This is a genomic window from Mitsuaria sp. GD03876 (genome assembly GCF_029840635.1).
GTDB lineage: Bacteria > Pseudomonadota > Gammaproteobacteria > Burkholderiales > Burkholderiaceae_C > Roseateles.
In genome coordinates this window covers 63,998-82,424 of the sequence record NZ_JAOCCU010000002.1, presented here as the reverse complement: position 1 = coordinate 82,424, position 18,427 = coordinate 63,998, and the positions used below count along the sequence as shown (strand labels likewise).

The 18,427-nt window shown below is 71.6% G+C and carries 17 protein-coding genes; 1 reads left to right on the top strand and 16 read right to left on the bottom strand.

The genetic code is table 11. The features are described from left to right. Nucleotides 1–5: 5 nt before the first annotated feature. From N5D62_RS01840 to N5D62_RS01775, 14 genes are all read right to left on the bottom strand, one after another. Nucleotides 6–1,442 carry a hypothetical protein gene (locus N5D62_RS01840; RefSeq protein ID WP_279755709.1) on the bottom strand — a complete coding sequence of 479 codons (1,437 nt, stop codon included), beginning with the start codon at nucleotides 1,440–1,442 and terminating at the stop codon, nucleotides 6–8. Next, entirely contained in the window at nucleotides 1,432–2,349 is a 918-nt protein-coding gene (locus tag N5D62_RS01835) for a hypothetical protein (RefSeq protein WP_279755708.1), read from the bottom strand. Before N5D62_RS01835 ends, N5D62_RS01840 begins: the two co-directional genes overlap by 11 nt. Before the next feature lie 126 nt (nucleotides 2,350–2,475). Beyond that, nucleotides 2,476–4,335 carry a nucleoside-diphosphate sugar epimerase/dehydratase gene (locus N5D62_RS01830; protein WP_279755707.1) on the bottom strand — a complete coding sequence of 620 codons (1,860 nt, stop codon included), beginning with the start codon at nucleotides 4,333–4,335 and terminating at the stop codon, nucleotides 2,476–2,478. 24 nt (nucleotides 4,336–4,359) lie between these two features. After that, nucleotides 4,360–4,953, bottom strand: coding sequence for a sugar transferase (locus tag N5D62_RS01825; RefSeq protein ID WP_279755706.1), 594 nt, complete (start codon nucleotides 4,951–4,953; stop codon nucleotides 4,360–4,362). A 47-nt stretch (nucleotides 4,954–5,000) separates the two neighbouring features. Then, a complete protein-coding gene (locus N5D62_RS01820) occupies nucleotides 5,001–6,179 on the bottom strand; it encodes a DegT/DnrJ/EryC1/StrS family aminotransferase (protein WP_279755705.1) in 1,179 nt (392 codons plus the stop codon). Further along, nucleotides 6,176–6,901, bottom strand: coding sequence for a class I SAM-dependent methyltransferase (locus N5D62_RS01815; protein ID WP_279755702.1), 726 nt, complete (start codon nucleotides 6,899–6,901; stop codon nucleotides 6,176–6,178). Before N5D62_RS01815 ends, N5D62_RS01820 begins: the two co-directional genes overlap by 4 nt. Nucleotides 6,902–6,992: 91 nt before the next feature. Next, nucleotides 6,993–8,225 carry a glycosyltransferase family 4 protein gene (locus N5D62_RS01810; RefSeq protein WP_279755701.1) on the bottom strand — a complete coding sequence of 411 codons (1,233 nt, stop codon included), beginning with the start codon at nucleotides 8,223–8,225 and terminating at the stop codon, nucleotides 6,993–6,995. Between the two features lie 10 nt (nucleotides 8,226–8,235). Further along, nucleotides 8,236–9,384 (bottom strand): glycosyltransferase, encoded by a 1,149-nt coding sequence (locus N5D62_RS01805; RefSeq protein ID WP_279755700.1) that lies wholly within the window; start codon nucleotides 9,382–9,384, stop codon nucleotides 8,236–8,238. Further along, entirely contained in the window at nucleotides 9,381–10,685 is a 1,305-nt protein-coding gene (locus N5D62_RS01800) for an oligosaccharide flippase family protein (protein WP_279755699.1), read from the bottom strand. Before N5D62_RS01800 ends, N5D62_RS01805 begins: the two co-directional genes overlap by 4 nt. Continuing rightward, a complete protein-coding gene (locus N5D62_RS01795; RefSeq protein ID WP_279755697.1) occupies nucleotides 10,682–11,935 on the bottom strand; it encodes a DegT/DnrJ/EryC1/StrS family aminotransferase in 1,254 nt (417 codons plus the stop codon). Before N5D62_RS01795 ends, N5D62_RS01800 begins: the two co-directional genes overlap by 4 nt. Further along, nucleotides 11,932–12,492: a hypothetical protein gene (locus N5D62_RS01790; protein WP_279755696.1), complete on the bottom strand. Its 561-nt coding sequence runs from the start codon at nucleotides 12,490–12,492 to the stop codon at nucleotides 11,932–11,934. Before N5D62_RS01790 ends, N5D62_RS01795 begins: the two co-directional genes overlap by 4 nt. Nucleotides 12,493–12,506: 14 nt before the next feature. Beyond that, on the bottom strand, nucleotides 12,507–13,682 hold the full coding sequence (locus N5D62_RS01785; RefSeq protein ID WP_279755693.1) for a DegT/DnrJ/EryC1/StrS family aminotransferase: 1,176 nt from the start codon (nucleotides 13,680–13,682) through the stop codon (nucleotides 12,507–12,509). Beyond that, entirely contained in the window at nucleotides 13,679–14,296 is a 618-nt protein-coding gene (locus N5D62_RS01780; RefSeq protein WP_279755692.1) for an acyltransferase, read from the bottom strand. Before N5D62_RS01780 ends, N5D62_RS01785 begins: the two co-directional genes overlap by 4 nt. Nucleotide 14,297: 1 nt before the next feature. Continuing rightward, nucleotides 14,298–15,362, bottom strand: coding sequence for a Gfo/Idh/MocA family oxidoreductase (locus N5D62_RS01775; protein WP_279755690.1), 1,065 nt, complete (start codon nucleotides 15,360–15,362; stop codon nucleotides 14,298–14,300). 53 nt (nucleotides 15,363–15,415) lie between these two features. Between N5D62_RS01775 and lysS the strand changes: the two genes are divergently transcribed. Further along, nucleotides 15,416–16,957 (top strand): lysine--tRNA ligase, encoded by a 1,542-nt coding sequence (gene lysS, locus N5D62_RS01770; RefSeq protein WP_279755689.1) that lies wholly within the window; start codon nucleotides 15,416–15,418, stop codon nucleotides 16,955–16,957. A 126-nt stretch (nucleotides 16,958–17,083) separates the two neighbouring features. On the opposite strand, the gene N5D62_RS01765 is transcribed toward lysS, so the two are convergent. Together N5D62_RS01765 and N5D62_RS01760 are read right to left on the bottom strand one after the other, a co-directional pair. Next, nucleotides 17,084–17,368, bottom strand: coding sequence for a DUF4148 domain-containing protein (locus N5D62_RS01765; RefSeq protein ID WP_279755687.1), 285 nt, complete (start codon nucleotides 17,366–17,368; stop codon nucleotides 17,084–17,086). A gap of 268 nt (nucleotides 17,369–17,636) precedes the next feature. Beyond that, on the bottom strand, nucleotides 17,637–18,425 hold the full coding sequence (locus tag N5D62_RS01760; protein ID WP_279755928.1) for an enoyl-CoA hydratase: 789 nt from the start codon (nucleotides 18,423–18,425) through the stop codon (nucleotides 17,637–17,639). Nucleotides 18,426–18,427: the final 2 nt, after the last annotated feature.

The following is an 18,427-nucleotide window of genomic DNA, read 5'->3' as shown; positions in this document are numbered from 1 at the left end:
CGGATTCAGGGCGCGGGCTCCAGGACGAACAACGGCACGCGGGAAGGGTCGAAAGCGTCGCGATTGGCGCGTTCGGCGAAGGGCGGCGAATGGTCGCCGACCACGACGACCAGCGGGGTCGCGTCCGATGCCGCCAGTTCGACGGCAAGCGTGTCCAGCACGCCGCCGACGCGGGCGACGAACTCGCAGGCCGTCAGCGGCGTGCGGGTGTCCTCGCAGTAGGTGGCCAACACCGGATCGATCGGCGCGGCGGGGGTGGGAACGGGCAGGTGCGTGTCCAGCGTCAACGCGTAGATGAAGCGGCCCGGCGCCTCGCCAGCCTGGGCGACGGCTTCGCGCAACAGGGGCCGGTCGCACAGGCCGGGGAAGGCCCGATTGCAGCCGACCTCCGGCACGGAGCCCTCGCGGACGCGGCCATTCCAAGGCTCCAGCCCGATGCGCGGCCACCAGTCGCGACGGTCGAACATGCGCAGGTGAAAGCCATGCAGCGCGGCGGCGGTCATGCCGTCGCGCCGCCACTGTGCCGGGAGGCAACCCGCGGCCAGGGCATCCGTCAGCCGCGAGTAATGCCCCCGGAGCCCGCACAGCACCCGCAGCTCACCGGAGGTGGTGTTGCCGGAGAACGGCTCGCTGCCAGCGCTCAGGCGCCAACGGCCGCGAAGCGCGGGCGTGTCCAGCCGTCCCGCGAGCCAGGCGGCGAGCGACGACGAGCGCGGCAGGCCCATCGACTCCACCAGCACCAGCAGCACGCTCCGTCCCGGATGCGCGGCGTGCCAGTCGCGCATGCGGTGGAAGGCGGCCGGATCCTCCGACGGGCGTGGCGCCGCGTCGCTGTACAGGCCGGCACGCAGGCCGTTCAGGATGTTCCAGGCCGGGCTGCCCGCGACGTTCATCGGCACCAGGGACTGGTCGGCGCCCAGGCCCGCCACGCGCAGCGAGCCATTGACGCCGTCCAGCAGCGGGAGCACCAGCAGCGCCGCCGCCAACGCGAGCGCCAACCGCGGCCGGCCGCGCGCCTGCCGCAACACGGTCCATGCGCACAGGAGTAGGACCGCCGCAGCCGCCACGCTGGCGACCGTGACGAACTGGCCCAGGCTGAGGAGGCTGGCGAACCGGCCGGCGTCGACGAAGTCGAACACCGACATGAAGTGATAGTTCTTCGCCGCGGCGCGCAGGCCTTCCGCGATCCAGGCGCCCCCCAGCGCGGCCAGTCCCAGCCATGTGCTGAAACACGCGACGATCGCGGCCACGACCAGGTCGAGGTTGAAGAGCGGACGCTCCTCGAAGCTCAGGTTGCCGGTGGCCATTTGCCAGAGCCAGCTGGGCGCCTGCAGCGCGATCATCACCGTCAGCCACCGCCACGCCAGGCGTGACCCGGCCGGCCGAGGGCCGGCGGACCGACGCGTCAGCCGGTGCCAGGCGAACATCGGCTCAGCCGCCATGGACCCACTCCGGACACCGCAGGCCGTTGACGACGTACACGCCGAAGACCCCGCCGGCCTGGGCGGCGGCCAGCGCCTCGCAGCCATGCACCGGATGCACGTGCACGCGCAAGCCCGCCGGGCGATGGGACAACGCTGGCAGCCGCTCCAGCGGCAGCGTCAGGTCCCGCACGCCACGTTCCGCCAGGGCCGCCGCGATGTGGTCGACCGCTCGATGGCTGCGGTAGGCGGTGACGAGCGGGGCCGCCAGCGGCAAGTCCGCCTGCCAGCGCCTGAACAGCGCCAGGTGTTCTGGCCGGTAGAGCTGGAAGATCACCTGCGGCGCCTGCCCGGTCCGACGCAGCACGCGCGCCACGTGATCGCCGGCCGCCTCGAAATCGGTCTTGATGTCGAGCATCAGCCAGCTGTCGGCCGGCAAGGCGGCGAGCAGCGTCTCCAACCGGCAGTCGCGGTCCGTCCCGGACACCACCGTCCCGGCGGGCGCCTCGTCGTGCTGGCAGCTCATCGTGTCGCCGTCCAGGCGCAGGTCGGTCTCGAACACCCGGATGCCTTCGGCGTGTCCGCGGGCCATCGCCGCGAGCGAATTGGCGGTCGGCCGACCGGCCTCGCCCAGTGCATGCCCGATACGCAGCGGCGTGCCGCCGGCCCGCGTCCAGGCGTCGTCCTGCGGGCCTGGCAGCGGTGCAGCGCGTCGCCAGTCCTCGTCGCCCTTCCAACGGGCCAGGCCGTCCATCAGCGACTCGTGCAGCCAGCGCCGGTCCAGTGCGTGCAAGGCGTGGCGTACCAGGCCCTGCTCGTCCCGCAGCGACGCCGCGAGGCCGATGCCCGCCACCACGGCGGCGAAGGCGATCCACGCGACCGCGCGCGCGCGCGGTCGGCGTTTCGCTGCGGCGGCGATGGTCGACAAGGCAGTCCTCTCCTGGGGGTTCTTCGTGACGCGGCCCGGCCCCGCGGGGAAGGGGCGGCCGCGCCGCGTGGCCGGCATTGTCCGCGATTTGCCCGGGCGGACCGGGGCGGACCGGGGCGGACCGGCTCAGCGCGCCGCGTACTCCGGCACGAAGGTCTTCGTGCGCAAGCGCACGTCCCGCTCCGACAGGCCGCTGTCCGGGGCCTCCAGCCAGCCGGTCAGCGCCCGCAGCCAGTCCTCGGGCACGGTGTCCTGCAACTGCGCGATGCGCAGGCGCGGATGCGGCGAGGCCAGCGTCTGGTCCGAATCCGCGAGCAGTTCCTCGTACAGCTTCTCTCCGGGACGCAGCCCGGTGAAGGTGATGGCCGTGTCGCGGTGGCCGCTCAGGCGCAGCAGGTTGCGCGCGAGATCGACGATGCGCACCGGCTCGCCCATGTCCAGCACGTAGACCTGCCCGTTCTCCGCCAGCGCCACGGCCTGCAGCACCAGCGACGCGGCTTCGGGGATCGTCATGAAGTAGCGCGTGATCTCCGGATGTGTCACCGTGAGCGGCCCGCCCTTGGCCAACTGCTCCTTGAACTTGGGGATCACGCTGCCGCTGGAGCCGAGCACGTTGCCGAAGCGCACCGCCATCATTCGGGTGGTGCCGTCGCATCCCGCCAGGGAGGACAACACCATCTCCGCCGCCCGCTTGCTCGCCCCCATCACGTTGGTCGGATTCACCGCCTTGTCGGTGGAGATCAGCACGAAGCGTTCCGCCTCGACCTCCATCGCCGCCAGCGCCGCGCGATAGGTGCCCAGCACGTTGTTGCGCAGGCATCCCCACGCGTTCTCCTCCTCCATCAACGGCACATGCTTGTAAGCCGCCGCGTGGAAGACGATCTGCGGCCGGTACTTCCCGAACGTGAACCGCAGGTGCTCCAGATCCTTCACGTCCCCGATCAGCCGCACCAGCGGGATGTGCGGGAACTTCTCGCCGAGCTCCTGCTCGATCCGGTACAGCGCGAACTCGCTCAGCTCATACAGCACGATCCTCGACGGGCCATAACGCGCCACCTGCCGGCACAGCTCCGAGCCGATCGACCCGCCCGCGCCCGTGATCAGCACCGTCTTGCCGCCGACGCACTCGCTGATGCCGCCCTCGTCGAGCTCCACCGGCTCGCGCCCGAGCAGGTCCTCCGGCTCGATGTCGCGCACCTGGTTGACCGCGCGGCCCGCCAGCAGCTCCTGGCTGCTCGGCACCGTCAGCACCGCCAGCCCCGTCTTGCCCGCCAGGTCCAGCGCGCGCCGGCGCTCCGCCGTCGTCGCACCCGGCATCGCCACGATCACGTGCGTGATGCCGTGCAGGTCCGCCTGCCGCGTCGCGTCCTCCAGCGTCCCGATCACCGGCACGCCGGCCACGCGCGCGCCGCGTTTCTCCGGCGCGTCGTCCAGGTAACCCACCACCACCCAGCCCTGCTGGTACTGGATCCCCGCCACCAGCAGCCGCCCCGCGTCGCCCGCGCCCATCACCAGCGCCCGTCGCTGCTCCTGCGCGCTGCCGCTGATGCGGCTGCGCATGTGCTCGTACAGCATCCGGTAGCCCATGCGCATCGTCGCCAGCGCCATCAGCGTGAACACCGGATGCAGCGCCAGCACCGCGCGCGGCACCTTCGTCAGCTGCGCCATCAGCACCGCCACCGCCGCGATCAGGCCCGCCGCGATGCACACCGCCGCCAGCCGCTTGACCTCGCCGAAGCCGCTGAAGCGCCACATCCCCTTGGGCACGTGGAACGCCTTGAGCAACACCCCGTACAGCCCCACGATGCCCAGCATCACCCAGGGGTCGTAGTCGGGCCGGGCCTCGAACCAGCGCTCGAAGCCCAGCCGGAACAGGTAGGTGGCCTGCCACGACAGCGCCACCGCCACCATGTCCAGCGCCAGCGCCAGGCCCTCCCGCCAGGGGCGGATCCGCGTCAGGAAGGCATCCAGGGACAACCAGTTCATCGTGTTCTCTTGTTCTGGGGCCGCTCAGGCCTTGATCGCGCCCAGCGTCGCCAGGATCAGCCGGATGTCGCCGCCCAGGCTGGCGTTGCGCACGTAGTCCGCCGCCAGCCGCAGCTTCATCGGCATCACCACCTCGACGTACTCCCGCTCCGGATCGGCGGCGCGGGCCAGCAGTTCGCTCTCGTTGCGGAAGCTCAGCGACGCCGGATCGGTGATGCCCGGCCGCACCGACAGCACCACCTCGCGCAGCTCCGCCGGGTACATCGCCACGTAGCGCGGCACCTCCGGCCGCGGGCCCACCAGGCTCATCGCGCCGCGCAGCACGTCCCACAGCTGCGGCAGCTCGTCGACCTTGGTCGCGCGCAGCCAGCGGCCGCTGCGGGTGATGCGGGCATCGTCGCCGACGGTGATCTGCGGGCCCAGGCGCGGCGCGTCCACCCGCATCGTGCGGAACTTGTGGATGCGGAACGGCACGCCGAAGCGCCCCACCCGCTCCTGGCGGAACATCACCGGCCCGCGCGAGTCCAGCCGGATCCACGCCGCCACGGCCAGCAGCAGCGGGCTCAGCAGCAGCAGGCCCAGGCCCGCGCAGACGATGTCGAAGAGTCGCTTGGCCATCGGCCTGTCCCGTCCCTGCCTGGTTCCCGTTCCTGGCGCGGTCGCGCTCAGCGGCCCAGGCTGCGGCGCACTGCGTCGATCACGCGCTCGACCTGCGCGTCGGTCATCGCCGTGTACAGCGGGATCGTCACCGTGCGCTCGTAGGCCTTCTGCGACTCGGGGAACATCTCCGGCGTCAGCCCGTAGCGCTCCTTCCAGTACGGGTGCTGGTGCAGCGGCACGTAGTGCACGCTGCAGCCGATGCCCTGCTCGAACATGCGCTCGATGAAGACGTCGCGCGACACCTCCGCCGCGTCGGACAGGCGCAGCACGTACAGGTGCCAGCTGTGCACGTCGCCTTCCGGCGCCTTGGGCGGCAGGATCAGCGGCAGGTCGGCCAGCGCCTCGAAGTAGCGCGCGGCGATCTGTTCCCGGCGCTGCTGGAAGGCCGGCAGCCGCTTGAGCTGGTGCAGGCCCATCGCCGCGGCGATGTCGGTCAGGTTGTACTTGAAGCCGGGGGCGACGATCTCGTAGTACCAGCTCGGCACCTTGGCGGTGAAGCGGTCGAACGCGTCGCGGTTGATGCCGTGCAGCCGCATCACGCGGGCGCGCTTGGCCAGCTCCGCATCGCGGGTGACGAGCATGCCGCCCTCGCCGGTCGTCATCGTCTTGTTGGCGTAGAAGCTGAACACCGTGGCGTTGCTGCCCATCGTGCCGATCAGCTCCTTTTCCAGCGTCGTGGGCAGCGCGTGCGCCGCGTCCTCGACCACCTTCAGCCCGTGCCGCCGCGCGATGTCCAGCACCGACAACATGTCGACCGCCAGGCCCGCGTAGTGGACCGGGATGATGGCCTTGGTGCGGGGCGTGATCGCGGCCTCGATCTGGTCGATGGCCAGGTTCATCGTCGCCGGGTCGATGTCGATCAGCTTCACGTCCGCGCCCACGTAGCGCACCACCTCGGCGGTGGCGGTGAAGGTGTGGGTGGTGGTGATGACCTCGTCGCCGGGGCCGATGCCCAGCGCCTCCAGCGCCAGGTGCAGGCCGGCGGTGGCGGAGTTGACCGCGATGCACTCGATCTGCGGCTCCTTGAGGAACTCGGCGAAGGCCTGCTCGAAGCGCTTGGCCTTCGGGCCGGTCGTGATCCAGCCGCTCCTGAGCGTGTCGACGACTTCCGCGATCTCCTCGTCGCCCAGCTCGGGCAGCGCGAAGGGCAGGAACGGCAGCTTCTGATCGGGGTTCTGGCTCATGGTGTCTTGGTGATCAGCGCCAGCACGTGGCTGCGCAGGAAGGGCATCGAGTTGAAGACGCGGTACGCGCCCGGATGGAGGCGGCACACGGCGCGGGCGATCGGCGGGGCCAGCGTGACGCGGCGCACCGTCGTCCGGCCCTCGGGGAACAGCGCGCGCACCCGCCGCAGCGGCACGCCCCGGACGTCGGGATTGCGCGGATTGTCGACGATGAAGTCGTACCAGAGCACCGCGCCGCCCGGCTTGAGCCAGCGCCACATCGCGCCGGCCAGCCGGCGCTGCAGCGCGTCGTCCAGGATCGAGGAGAACACCGTCGACTGCAGCACCAGGTCCTGGCTGCCGGGCTCGATGTCGGCCTGCGACGCGTCGCCGGCCAGCAGCCGCACCTGCTGCGGCAGCGTGGCGCGCGCGGCCTCCAGCCGCTCGGGCAGCAGCTCGATGCCGGTCAGGTGCTGCGGCAGCACGCCCAGGCGCAGCATGTCGGTCAGATTGCCGCCAGCGCCACAGCCGACCTCGGTCATGCGCCAGCCGGCCACCGGCGCCGCCGGATCGGCCTGCGCCGCGCGGTGCGCCGCCAGCAGCCGCCACATCGCCGCCTGGCGCTCGTGCAGCATCTGCCAGACCTCCGGGCGCAGCAGGCTGTAGCGCTCCAGCCCCGCCAGCCGCTCGTCGCGGCGGGCGTAGCGCTGGGCGATCGCCTGGAGTTCTCGGTCTTGCGTCATGTCGTCGTCGGCGGGGCCGTGGTGAGGACTGCGTGGATCGTGAGGGCTGCGGCAGGCGCGGGGAAGTGCGGAAAACGTTGGGCCGCGGCGCTCAGGACACGGCGTCGACGAAGCGCCGCGCCAGCACCGGGTAGGTGTGGTTCGCAAGCACGAATTCGCGCCCGCGGCGGCCCATCTCGGCGCGCTCCCCGGCCGGCACGGCGGCGAGCGTCAGCAGCCCGTCGGCGACCGCCTGCGGGTCCTGCGGCGGCACCGTCAGCCCGGCGCCGGCCTCGGCGACCGGGTCGTTGCCCGCCTCCACCGAATGCAGCACCGGGCGCTGCGCCATCAGGTAGTCCATCAGCTTGTTGGGCGCGATGCCGAAGCGGTAGATCGGCGTGCGCTGCCAGCCGATGTAGGCGATGTCGAATCCCTTGAGCAGCGACGGGATCTGCGCCTTCGGGATGGCCGGGAACATCGCGACGTTGGCCAGGCCCTCGTCGCGCACGCGCGCCTCGAGGTGCTCGCGCAGGTGGCCGCCGCCGACCAGCACGAAGCGCAGCGCCGCCGAGGCCGCGTCGCCCTTCGCCTGGAGCCGTTTCGCCGCGTCCAGCAGCACGTCCAGCGCGTTGGGCTCGCCCATCGAGCCCGCGTAGCCGACGACGGTGCGGCCGGCGGCGCGCTCGGCGTCCAGGTGCGCCTGGATCGCGGGCTCGAGCGGCTCGCCGTCCTCGGACCACTCGTCCAGCGTGATGCCGTTGGGCACGATGTGCAGCTTCGTCAGGTCCAGGCCGTGCGCGGCCATGTGCTGGTGCACCTTGGGCAGCATCGACACGACGACGTCGGCATCGCGGTAGGCGTCGTTCTCGGCCTTCTGGCAGAGCATCGCGAACGGGTGCCACTTCGACATGCCCGACAGCTCGATCGGCGACAGCGGCCAGAGGTCGTGGACCTCGTAGACCAGCTTGGCCTTGGCCAGCTTCGCGACGCGGCGCGCGACCCAGATGTCCATCGGGTAGGTGCTGGAGGCGATGACGACGTCCGGCGCGAACTCGCGCGCCAGGATGTCGGCGTCCTTCCAGACCTGGCGGCAGAACGACCAGATGTTCTTGACACGGCCCATGCCGTTGCCCTGGTACTCGGGCGTGTCGTAGAAGAGGTAGTTCACGCCGCTCATCGCGGCCATGCCGGGCTCGGGCTGCGTGGCGCGCACATGCGAGTAGGACGCGCCCAGGATCAGCGCCTGGTGCCCGGCCCGGACCCATTCGCGGGCCAGGTAGAACGGGCGGAATTCCATGCCGTGCTTCGGCGAGCCGGCGTAGTGGTTGATCAGCAGCAGCTTCATGGGGTGGAGATCAGGCGCGCTTCAGGCGCTCGATGAATCGGGTGACGGCCGGGCCGAACATCGCGTGCTCGGCGACCCAGGCGCGGTTGGCGGCGCCGAGCCGGTCGGCGTCGACCGACTGGCCGGCCACGTCGGCCTGGCCCGCCAGCAGCTTCAGCCGGTCCGCCAGCGTGGCAAGGTCGTCGTCGTCCTTCAGGATCAGGCCGTGCCGGCCCAGCAGCTGGACGTTGGGATGCAGCGCGGCATCGATGCTGCCGGTGCCGCCGGTGCCCAGCAGCTCGTCGTTGGCGGGCAGGTCGGACAGGATGGGCAGGCACTCGTGCGCCATCGCCTCCAGCACCGACACCGACACCGAATCGCTCTGCGGCAGGCTCAGGAACCAGCGCGCCGTCGCGTAGCGGCGCCCCTGCGAGCTGGCGTCCAGCCGGCCGACGAACTCGACCCGGTCCGCCAGCCCCAGCGACCGCACCTGATCCTCCATCGCGCCGCGCAGCGAGCCGTCGTTGGCAACGACCAGCCGGGCCTCGGGCTGCTTCGCGGCGATCGCGGCGAACACCTCGACCACGCGGTGCGGTCGGTAGATCGGCTCCAGGCCGCGGTTGGCGTAGAAGAGCCAGGGCTGCTTGCGCACGTTCTGCTTGGGCAGCTGCTCCAGGCCGAAGGGGAAGGTCATCACCTCGCCGGCGCCGAGTTCGCGCATGCGCTCGCTCATGTGCTCGGAGTCGGAGGTCGTGATCGCGCAGGCCTTCAGCACCTGCGTGGTCAGCCAGCGATAGGCCCAGCCCTGCTCCGGCGTGACCAGGATGTCGCTGCCCCAGGCGGAGCCGGCGATGCGCGCGCGCAGTTTCCAGCCGCGGCGCGCGGCCCAGGCCAACGTGCCGTGCGAGGTCAGGTAGTGCGCGTGCAGCCAGTCGGCATCGACCTTGCGGAGCCAGGCGCCCAGCGCCGGCAGCTGCTTGAGCACCGCGATGTTGCCGCCGGCATGGGCCGGGTCGGTGTTCAGCGCGAGGCGGCGGTCCTCGGGGATCAGGAAGTGGAACTCCGGCGCGAAGCCGCGGGTCGACGCGGCCCACAGCTCGAGCTCGCGCTGCTGCGACAGCGCGCGCGCCCATTTCAGGAGGTGGGGACTCTCGCCGTCCCCGATCAGGACCAGTCTCATGCAGGCACTCCGTCGAGGGCCGGGCGCGGCGCCGCGCCGCGCACCAGCCACGCGAGGTAGATCGCGAAATAGATCGGCAGCAGCACCGCGATGGCGCCCAGCGCCGTCGTCAGCGCGCCGCCGGCGCTCAGCACCACCGCCACCGGCAGCACGTACAGCGCGTTGCCGACCAGGCTGAAGACCAGCGCGCCGCGCTGGCGGCCGGTGACCATCGGCGTCACCGTCAGCGGCGCGGCGATGAAGTGCGCGGCGACGTAGGGCGCAAGCCAGCGGCCGTACTCGCCCGCCGTCGCCCAGTCCGCGCCGAGCAGCCAGCCGAACAGCGCCGGCCCGGTGGCGATCAGCACCGCCATGCAGGGCAAGGCCACCATCGCCAGCAGCTTGATGCCGCGGACCAGGCGCGGGCGCAGGTCGATGCCCTGCTGCCAGTCGCGCGCGAGCTGGCCGAGCAGCGCCTCGGACAGCGCCCCGCCGACCAGCGTGGCCGGCGCCTTCACCAGGCGCACCATCAGCGCGTAGTAGCCGGCGGTCGCCGCGTCGGCCCAGGCGGCGATCAGCGCCAGCACCAGCGTCTCCTGCGCCGCGTTGACGAACGCATGCGGGCTGTTGAGCAGCGGGAACTGCTTGTAGCGCCAGGCCAGGCGGCGCAGGTGGCGCCAGTGCCAGGACTTGCCGGCCTGGTCGAGCCGCGTCGCGCGGCGCCAGCGGCTGCCGCGCGCCAGCAGCCACAGCGGCGCGAGCAGCGCGGCCAGGCTCTGCGACAGCACCAGCGCCGCGACGCCGGCGAAGCCGCCCAGCGCCGCCAGCGCCTGCGCCGCGGCCATCACGCCCTGCTGCAGCACGCGGGCCTGGGCGATCGCGTCGATGCGGCCCTGGCGGTTGTTCCAGAGGCTGAGCGCCTGCTGCATGCCCGCCAGCGCCACCACCGGCGCGAGCATCAGCAGCCAGGGGTCGAGCTGGTCGAGCGACACCCAGCGCCCGCCGAGCCGCGCGTGATGCGCCATCGCCAGGTGCCAGGCACCGGCGCCGGCGGCGGTCAGCAGCCCGACGCCCAGCGCGATCCACAGCGCCAGCTGCAGCACCAGCGCGGCCTCGCCATCGCGGCGGGGCAGGACGATCGCGAACTCGTAGCGCGCGTTGGCGATCGTGGCCAGGTTGGCGGCCAGCGCGACGAACAGCGCCCAGTGGCCGAGCGCCTCCGCGCCGTACCAGCGCGTCAGCAGCGGCGCGAACAGCATCGGGATCGCCTGCGTCAGCATCGACGCGCCGGCGAGCTGGGCGAAGCGGCGGCGCACCGTCATCGGACGAGCCCGCCATGGCGTTCGGCGATCGCGCGCACCGCGGCGCGCTGCGACGGGCCCAGGCGCGCGTGGCGGCCCAGCGGCAGGTTCAGCACGGTGCGCGCGGCGCGCTCGCCGTTCGGGCAGTCGCCCTCGGCGTAGCCGAAGCGCCGGCTGCCGCGCGGATGCACGACGTCGTCGAACCAGGTGCCGCCGACGATGCCCGCGGCCTCGAGCGCCGCGACGGCCGCGTCGCGCGTCGCCGTGTCGGACAGCAGCAGCGGATACCGCAGCAGCACCGCGCCCGGCGCCCGCACCGGCGACTCCCAGCCCGGCAGGCGGGTCAGCAGCGCGTCGTAGTCCTGCGCCTGCGCGCGGCGCTGCGCGTGGATCTCCTCATGGCGGCGCGCCTGCGTCAGGCCGATCGCCGCGCTCAGCGGATGCAGGCCGGCGCGGTAGTCGGGCTGCGTGTCGCCCGCGACCTCGCTGTCCGGCGTCTTCGCCACGACGCCCAGCATCCGCGACGGCGCGCGCAGCAGCGCGGTCAGCGCGGTCAGCGCCGGCCGCGGCAGGTTCATCGTCAGCCGGTGCCAGCCCAGCGTCAGCAGCTGCTTGGCCACCGTGGCGGAGGACGGCGGCCGCAGCGCCGGCATGCGCGCGGCGAAACGCGCCCGCAGCGCCGGGTCGTGGATCACCAGCGCGCCGCCGATGCCGGTGGTCAGCGGCTTCGAGTACTCGAAGCTGAAGAAGGCCGCCTGGCCCAGCGTGCCCACCGTGCGGCCGATCGCGTCGGTGCTGCCCCAGGCATGGGCGGCGTCCTCGACGAAGACGACGTCGGGATGCTTCACCCGCAGCACGTCCAGGCCCTCGGTGACCAGGCCGAAGTTGTGCGGCACGACCACCAGCCGCGTCGCCGACGCGATGGCGTCGGAGATCGCGGCGGGCGACGGGTTGAAGTCGTCGCGCGCGATGTCGACGTAGCGCACCGCCAGCCCGAGGTGCATGAACACGTTGGGCACGACGACGCAGGTGTAGCCGGGCAGCAGCACCTCGGAGCCGGGCGGCAGGTCCAGCGCCGCGACGAAGGCGTGCAGCGCCGCGCGGCCGGTGCCGAAGAGCCGCACCTCACCGGCCGTCGCCGGGTCCAGGCGCAGGCTGGCGGCGAACGCGGCGCGGAAATCCTCGGCGCTGGCGTCGCCGCGCCGCAGCCAGTGCAGCAGCGCGGCGGGGAGGTCGCGCCAGCGCAGCGCGCCGGCGACGTGACCCTTCACGACGCGGCCGACGGCGCCCGGGCGCCGTCGATCCGGTGCAGCGGCGCCGCGGGGACGCCGCCGTAGACCCAGCCGCTCGCGAGGTGCCCGCGCACGACCGCGTGCGCCGCCACGACGACGTGGTCGTCGATGACGCTGCCCGGCAACACCGTCACGCGGGCGCCGAGGAACACGTTGGAGCCGATGCGGATGTCGGCGCGCCGGTAGTGGTCGCGGAACAGGCCGTGCGCCGTCACCGCGTTGGACTCGCAGAACAGCATCAGGCCGGGGCCGATGGCGACGTCGTCACCGATGGCCAGGCGCTGGCCGCCGACCAGCAGGTAGCCGCCGGGGGCGACGTGGCTGCGCGCGCCGATGGTGAAACGGCCGTCGCCGGTGGCCAGCACCTGGACGTCGCGGTACAGGATCGAGCCGTCGCCCAGCGCGCTGCCGGAGCCCGAGCGCACGCGCGCGCCGGGGTGGATCTGCGCCCGGACCCCGACGCGCAGGCCCAGCCACGCCGCGATCCGCGCGCGGATCCGGGCGCGCACCGCGTCCAGCGTGTAGCCGATCAGCATCGGGGAAGCTTTCTTCAGGTCGACCGAGCGGGATGACGACCCTCACCCCTGCCCTCTCCCGCAGTGCGGGAGAGGGAGCCGTCCGGGCGGGAGAGCGCGGCGCGCAGCGCGGCCACGACCTGGTCCTGCTGCGCCTCGCTCAGGTCGGCGCTCATCGGCAGGCTCATCACGCGCTGGGCCGCGGCCTCGGCGTGGGGCAGCGGCGTCGCGACGCGGCAGCGCTGCTCGTAGGCCGGCTGGCGGTGCAGCGGCCGGGGGTAATGGATCGCGGTCGGGATGCCGGCCTGCTTGAGCGCGTCGACGACGGCCTCGCGGCCCTCGACCTGCACGGTGAACTGCGCCCAGACGCAGTCGCGGTCCTCGCGCACCGCCAGGCGCCGCAGCGGCAGCTCGGCCAGCAGGCGCTGGTAGCGCGCGCCGATCGCCAGGCGGCGTTCGATCTCCCAGTCGAAGCGTTCCAGCTTGCCCAGCACGACCGCGCATTGCAGCGTGTCCATGCGGCCGCCGACGCCCACCCGGGTGTGGGTGTAGCGCTGGCTCTGGCCGTGCACGCGGATCTCGCGCGCGGCCTGGGCCAGCGCGTCGTCGTCGGTGAACAGCGCGCCGCCGTCGCCGTAGCAGCCCAGCGGCTTGCTCGGGAAGAAGCTGGTCGCGCCCCAGGTCGACAGTCCGCAGGACTTGCGGCCCTTGTACGAGGCGCCGAAGGACTGCGCCGCGTCCTCGATGACCGGGATGCCGCCGTGTCTGGCCGCGACCGCGTTGATCGCGTCCATGTCGCACACCTGGCCGTACAGGCTGACCGGCATGATGGCCTTCGTGCGCGGCGTGATGGCCGCCTCGACCCGCGTCGCGTCGAGGTTGCAGCCGTCGGGCTCGATGTCGACGAACACCGGCACGCCGCCGGCCAGCACGATCATCTCGGCCGTCGCGGCGAAGGTGAACGGCGTGGTGATCACCTCGTCGCCGGGCTGCAGGTCCATCGCCATCAGCGCGATCAGCAGCGCCTCGGTGCCGCTGGCCACGGTGATGCAGTGCCGCACGCCGGCGTAGGCGGCCAGGGCCGTCTCCAGCTCCTTGACCTCGGGGCCCATGATGTATTGGCCGTGGTCGAGCACGCGCTGGATGCGGGCGTCGATGGTCGTCTTCAGCGCCGCGTACTGGGCCTGCAGGTCGATGAAGGGGAGGCTCATGCCCGGGGCTCCTGGGTCGTCGCGGGGGACGCAAGCGCGTCGACCAGGACCAGCGTCCGGTCGTCGAGTTCATAACGGTCGCCACTGGCCGGGCAGGTCGCGCGCCCGTGGCCGTGGAGGGGCAGGTCGAGCTTCTCGCCGTGCCGGCTCATCCAGCCGATCTGGCGGGCCGGCACGCCCACCATCAGCGCGTGGGGCAGGACGTCGCCTTTGACGACGGCACCGGCGCCGACGAAGGCGTATTCGCCGATCGTCGCGCCGCAGACGATGGTGCAGTTCGCGCCGAGCGTCGCGCCGCGCTTGACCAGCGTGCGGCGGTACTCGTTCTTGCGCGGCACCGCCGAGCGCGGGTTGTAGACGTTGGTGAAGACCATGGACGGGCCGCAGAACACGTCGTCCTCCAGCGTCACAGCGTCGTAGACCGACACGTTGTTCTGGATCTTCACGTTGGCGCCGATCGTCACGTCGTTGCCGACGTACACGCCCTGCCCCAGCGAGCAGCCCGCCCCGATGCGCGCGCCGGCGCACACGTGGCTGAAGTGCCAGACCTTGGTCCCGTCGCCGAGCTGGGCGCCGTCGTCGACGACGGCCGAGGCGTGTTGCCAGAACCCCATGTCAGAACACCAGCGGCAGGCCGACGCGCTGGCCGTCGCGCGCGCTGCGGTAGGCGGCGATCAGCAGCTCCAGCGAGCGCAGGCCCTCGTAGCCGTCGACCTGGGCCTGGGCCTCGCCGCGCAGCGTCTGGATGACGTTGTCGTAGTAGGCCGCGTGGCCGAAGCCGTAGACGCTGGTGGTCTCGTAGCTGGCGTTCTTCACCAGCTCGTCGTCGGGGTGCGGCGTGTCGAAGGCCCAGTGCTCGATCTTGTTGACCGCGGTGCCGCCGATCTTGACCGTGCCCTTCTCGCCCAGGATGGTGATCGAGCCCTCGAGGTTCTGCGGGTAGGTCAGCATCGTCACGTTGATGCTGGCCAGGCCGCCGTGGCGCAGGCGCAGGGCCAGCACGCCGGTGTCCTCGGCCTCGATGTCGCGGGCCAGCGTGGCGGTGTAGGCGTGGACGTTGTCCACCGGCCCCACCAGCCAGTCCAGCAGGTCGACGTAATGGCTGGCCTGGTTCATGAAGGCGCCGCCGTCCATGTCCCAGCGGCCGCGCCAGCGGGCGGCGTCGTAGTAGCTCTGCGGGCGGGTCCAGAACACGTTGACCGTGCTCATGAAGACGCGGCCGAAGCGGCCCTGCTCCAGCGCCTTCTTCACCAGCTGCACGGTGGCGTTCAGCCGGTTCTGCTTGACGACGAACAGCTTCACGCCGGCGTCGCGGCAGGCGCGGACCATGGCCTGGCCTTCCTCGAACTTGGTCGCCATCGGCTTCTCGCTGAGCACGTGGCGGCCGGCGCGGGCGCAGGCGATGGCCTGCTGCGCGTGCAGCCCGCTGGGCGTGGCGAGCACGACGAGGTCGGCGTCGGAGCCCGCCAGCAGCGCGTCCAGCGAGGCGAAGCCGCGTTCTGGCGGCAGGCCGGTCTGGGCGAGCGCGGCCTGGACGGCCTCGGGCCGGGTGTCGCAGACGGCGACCAGTTCCGCGCGGCCCTGGTGGCGGGTCAGCGCGTCGACGTGGTTCTTGGAAATGCGGCCGCAACCGACCAGGGCGACGCGGACCGGGCGGTCCAGGATGGGGAACTGAGACATGGCGCGCGATTTTAAAAGCCTAAAATCGCGCCCTGCCTTTTTTGCAGCCCACGATGAGCCAGTCCCAAGACCCCCAGAACGGCGCCGACACGCCGGCGCCCGCCCAAGACGAGAACAAGCTGATCGCCGAACGCCGCGAGAAACTCGCCGCGATCCGCGAGAAAGCCCAGGCCAAGGGGGTCGCGGCCTTCCCGAACGACTTCAAGCCGCAGCACCGCGCGCAGCCGCTGCAGACGCTGTACGGCGAGCTGACCAACGAGGAGCTCGAGCCCAAGGCGGTCGCCGTGACGGTGGCCGGCCGGATGATGCTCAAGCGCATCATGGGCAAGGCCAGCTTCGCCACGCTGCAGGACGCCACCGGCGCGATCCAGCTGTTCCTGTCCAAGGACGCGCTGGGCGAGGAGGTCTACAACGACTTCAAGCACTTCGACCTGGGCGACATCCTGGGCGCCGAGGGCACCCTGTTCCGCACCCGCACCGGCGAGCTGTCGGTCAAGGTGACGACGCTGCGCCTGCTGACCAAGTCGCTGCGCCCGCTGCCGGACAAGTTCCACGGCATGGCCGACCAGGAGCAGAAGTACCGCCAGCGCTACGCCGACCTGATCTCCGACGGCAAGGCGCGCGAGCGCTTCGTCGCGCGTTCCAAGGCGGTGTCCTCGATCCGGTCGTACATGGTCGAGAACGGCTTCCTGGAAGTCGAGACGCCGATGCTGCACCCGATCCCGGGCGGCGCGAACGCCAAGCCCTTCATCACCCACCACAACGCGCTGGACCAGGAGATGTACCTGCGCATCGCGCCGGAGCTCTACCTGAAGCGCCTGGTGGTGGGCGGGTTCGAGCGGGTCTTCGAGATCAACCGCAACTTCCGCAACGAGGGTATCAGCGTCCGGCACAACCCCGAGTTCACGATGATGGAGTTCTACGCGGCCTACTGGACCCACCAGGAGGTCATGAGCTTCACCGAGGAAGTGATCCGCCACGCCGCGCGCGCCGCCACCGGCAGCGCCCAGGTCACCTACGCCGGCAAGCCGGTCGACCTGGAGAAGCCGTTCACGCGCCTGTCGGTGCGCCAGTCGCTGATCGTGCACGCGGGCGTGAGCGAGGCCGAGGCGGACGACGCCGAGGTGCTGCGCGCCAAGCTCAAGGCACTGGGCGAGGAAGCGCCGAAGCACTGGGGCCTGTCGGCGCTGCAGTTCGGCCTGTTCGAGGCGGCGGTCGAGGAGAAGCTCTGGGAGCCGACCTTCATCGTCGACTACCCGGTCGAGGTGTCGCCGCTGGCGCGCGCGTCCGACGCGGACCCGACGATCACCGAGCGCTTCGAGCTGTTCATCACCGGCCGCGAGTACGCGAACGGTTTCTCGGAGCTGAACGATGCCGAGGACCAGGCGGCGCGTTTCCAGTCGCAGGTGGCCAACAAGGACGCGGGCGACGAGGAAGCGATGTTCTTCGACGCCGATTTCATCCGCGCGCTCGAGTACGGCATGCCCCCGACCGGCGGCTGCGGCATCGGCATCGACCGCCTGATGATGCTGATCACCGACAGCCCGTCGATCCGCGACGTGATCCTCTTCCCCGCGCTGCGCCGCGAGGGCTGAAGACAGGCGGGCCGGCCCGCCACCCGGCCTCACGAATGCAAAAAGGGACACCGCGAGGTGTCCCTTTTCTTTTCGTTCCCCCTGGCCGGCCGGTGCCCCGGCAGTGTCGAGGGGGAAGCGAGCGCCTTACTTGGCGGCGTTGCCTTCGTTCGACGCGCCCTTCTTGGCGGCGGTCTTCTGGGCGGCCTTCTTGGCGGCGATCTGGGCAGAGGTCGGCGCGTTGATGCCGTTGTTCAGGGCGCCGACGCCGGCTTGCTCGGCGCTCAGCGAGGCGATCTCGCCGGATTCGCGGGCGGCTTGCAGTTCGGCGATGACTTCGGCGCGGGTCTTTTCGGTGGACTCGGCGGCGAAGGTGGCGCCGGCGGCCAGGAAGGAGGCGGCGATCAGGGTGGTCTTGATCAGGGTGTTCATGGCGGTTCCTCTCTCGGTTCGTTGCACCGGACTCCGCACTCCGCGTCGTCCATGGGCTGAACTCTAGGCGCCGCCCCCCAGGGGAAACACTAGGTAATCTGGAAAGATCCGTTCACGGATCGTCAACAATCCCCGCGCCGTACAGCAAGCGTACACCGCTCGGGGTCAAGGATTGTTTCAAAAGACGCTGCCTAGGCAGCGAACGCCACTGCCCCGGCGCGCGCTTTGGCAACGATCCGCCGACGGACAGGCCGCCGGCGGGGTGCCGTCACTGGTGCTTGAACGCCGGCGCGCGCTTGGCCAGGAAGGCATCCATGCCCTCGCGCTGGTCGTCGGAGCCGAACAGCGCATGGAAGTAGCGCCGCTCGATCGCGACGCCGTCGGTCAGCGGCCCCTGGAAGGCCAGGTTCACCAGCTCCTTGATCAGCATCGTCGACGGGCCGCTGAAGCCGTTGATCGTCTCCGCCGCCGTCAGCGCCTCGGCCATCAGCTGTTCCGCAGGCACGACCCGCGACACCAGCCCGGCGCGTTCGGCCTCGGCCGCGTCCATCATCCGGGCGGTCAGCAGCATGTCCATCGCCTTGCTCTTGCTCACCGCGCGCGGCAGGCGCTGCGTGCCGCCGGCGCCGGGGATGATGCCCAGCTTGATCTCCGGCTGGCCGAAGCGGGCCGTCTCGGCCGCGATGATGAAGTCGCACATCATCGCCAGCTCGCAGCCGCCGCCCAGCGCGAAGCCGGCCACCGCGCCGATCACCGGCTTGCGCACCTGCAGGATGGTTTCCCAGTTCTTGGAGATCAGCCCGCTCTTGAAGGCCGACATGAAGGTGTGCGGCGCCATCGTCGGGATGTCCGCGCCGGCGGCGAAGGCGCGTTCGCTGCCGGTCAGCACGATGCAGCCGATGCCGTCGTCCGCGTCGAAGGCCAGCAGCGCGCGGCCCAGTTCGTCCATCAGCGGATCGCTCAGCGCATTGAGCTGCTTGGGCCGGTTCAGCCGGATCACGCCGGTCTTGCGGTCGCCGGTGCCGGCGACCTCGACCAGGATGTTCTCGAAGCTCACGC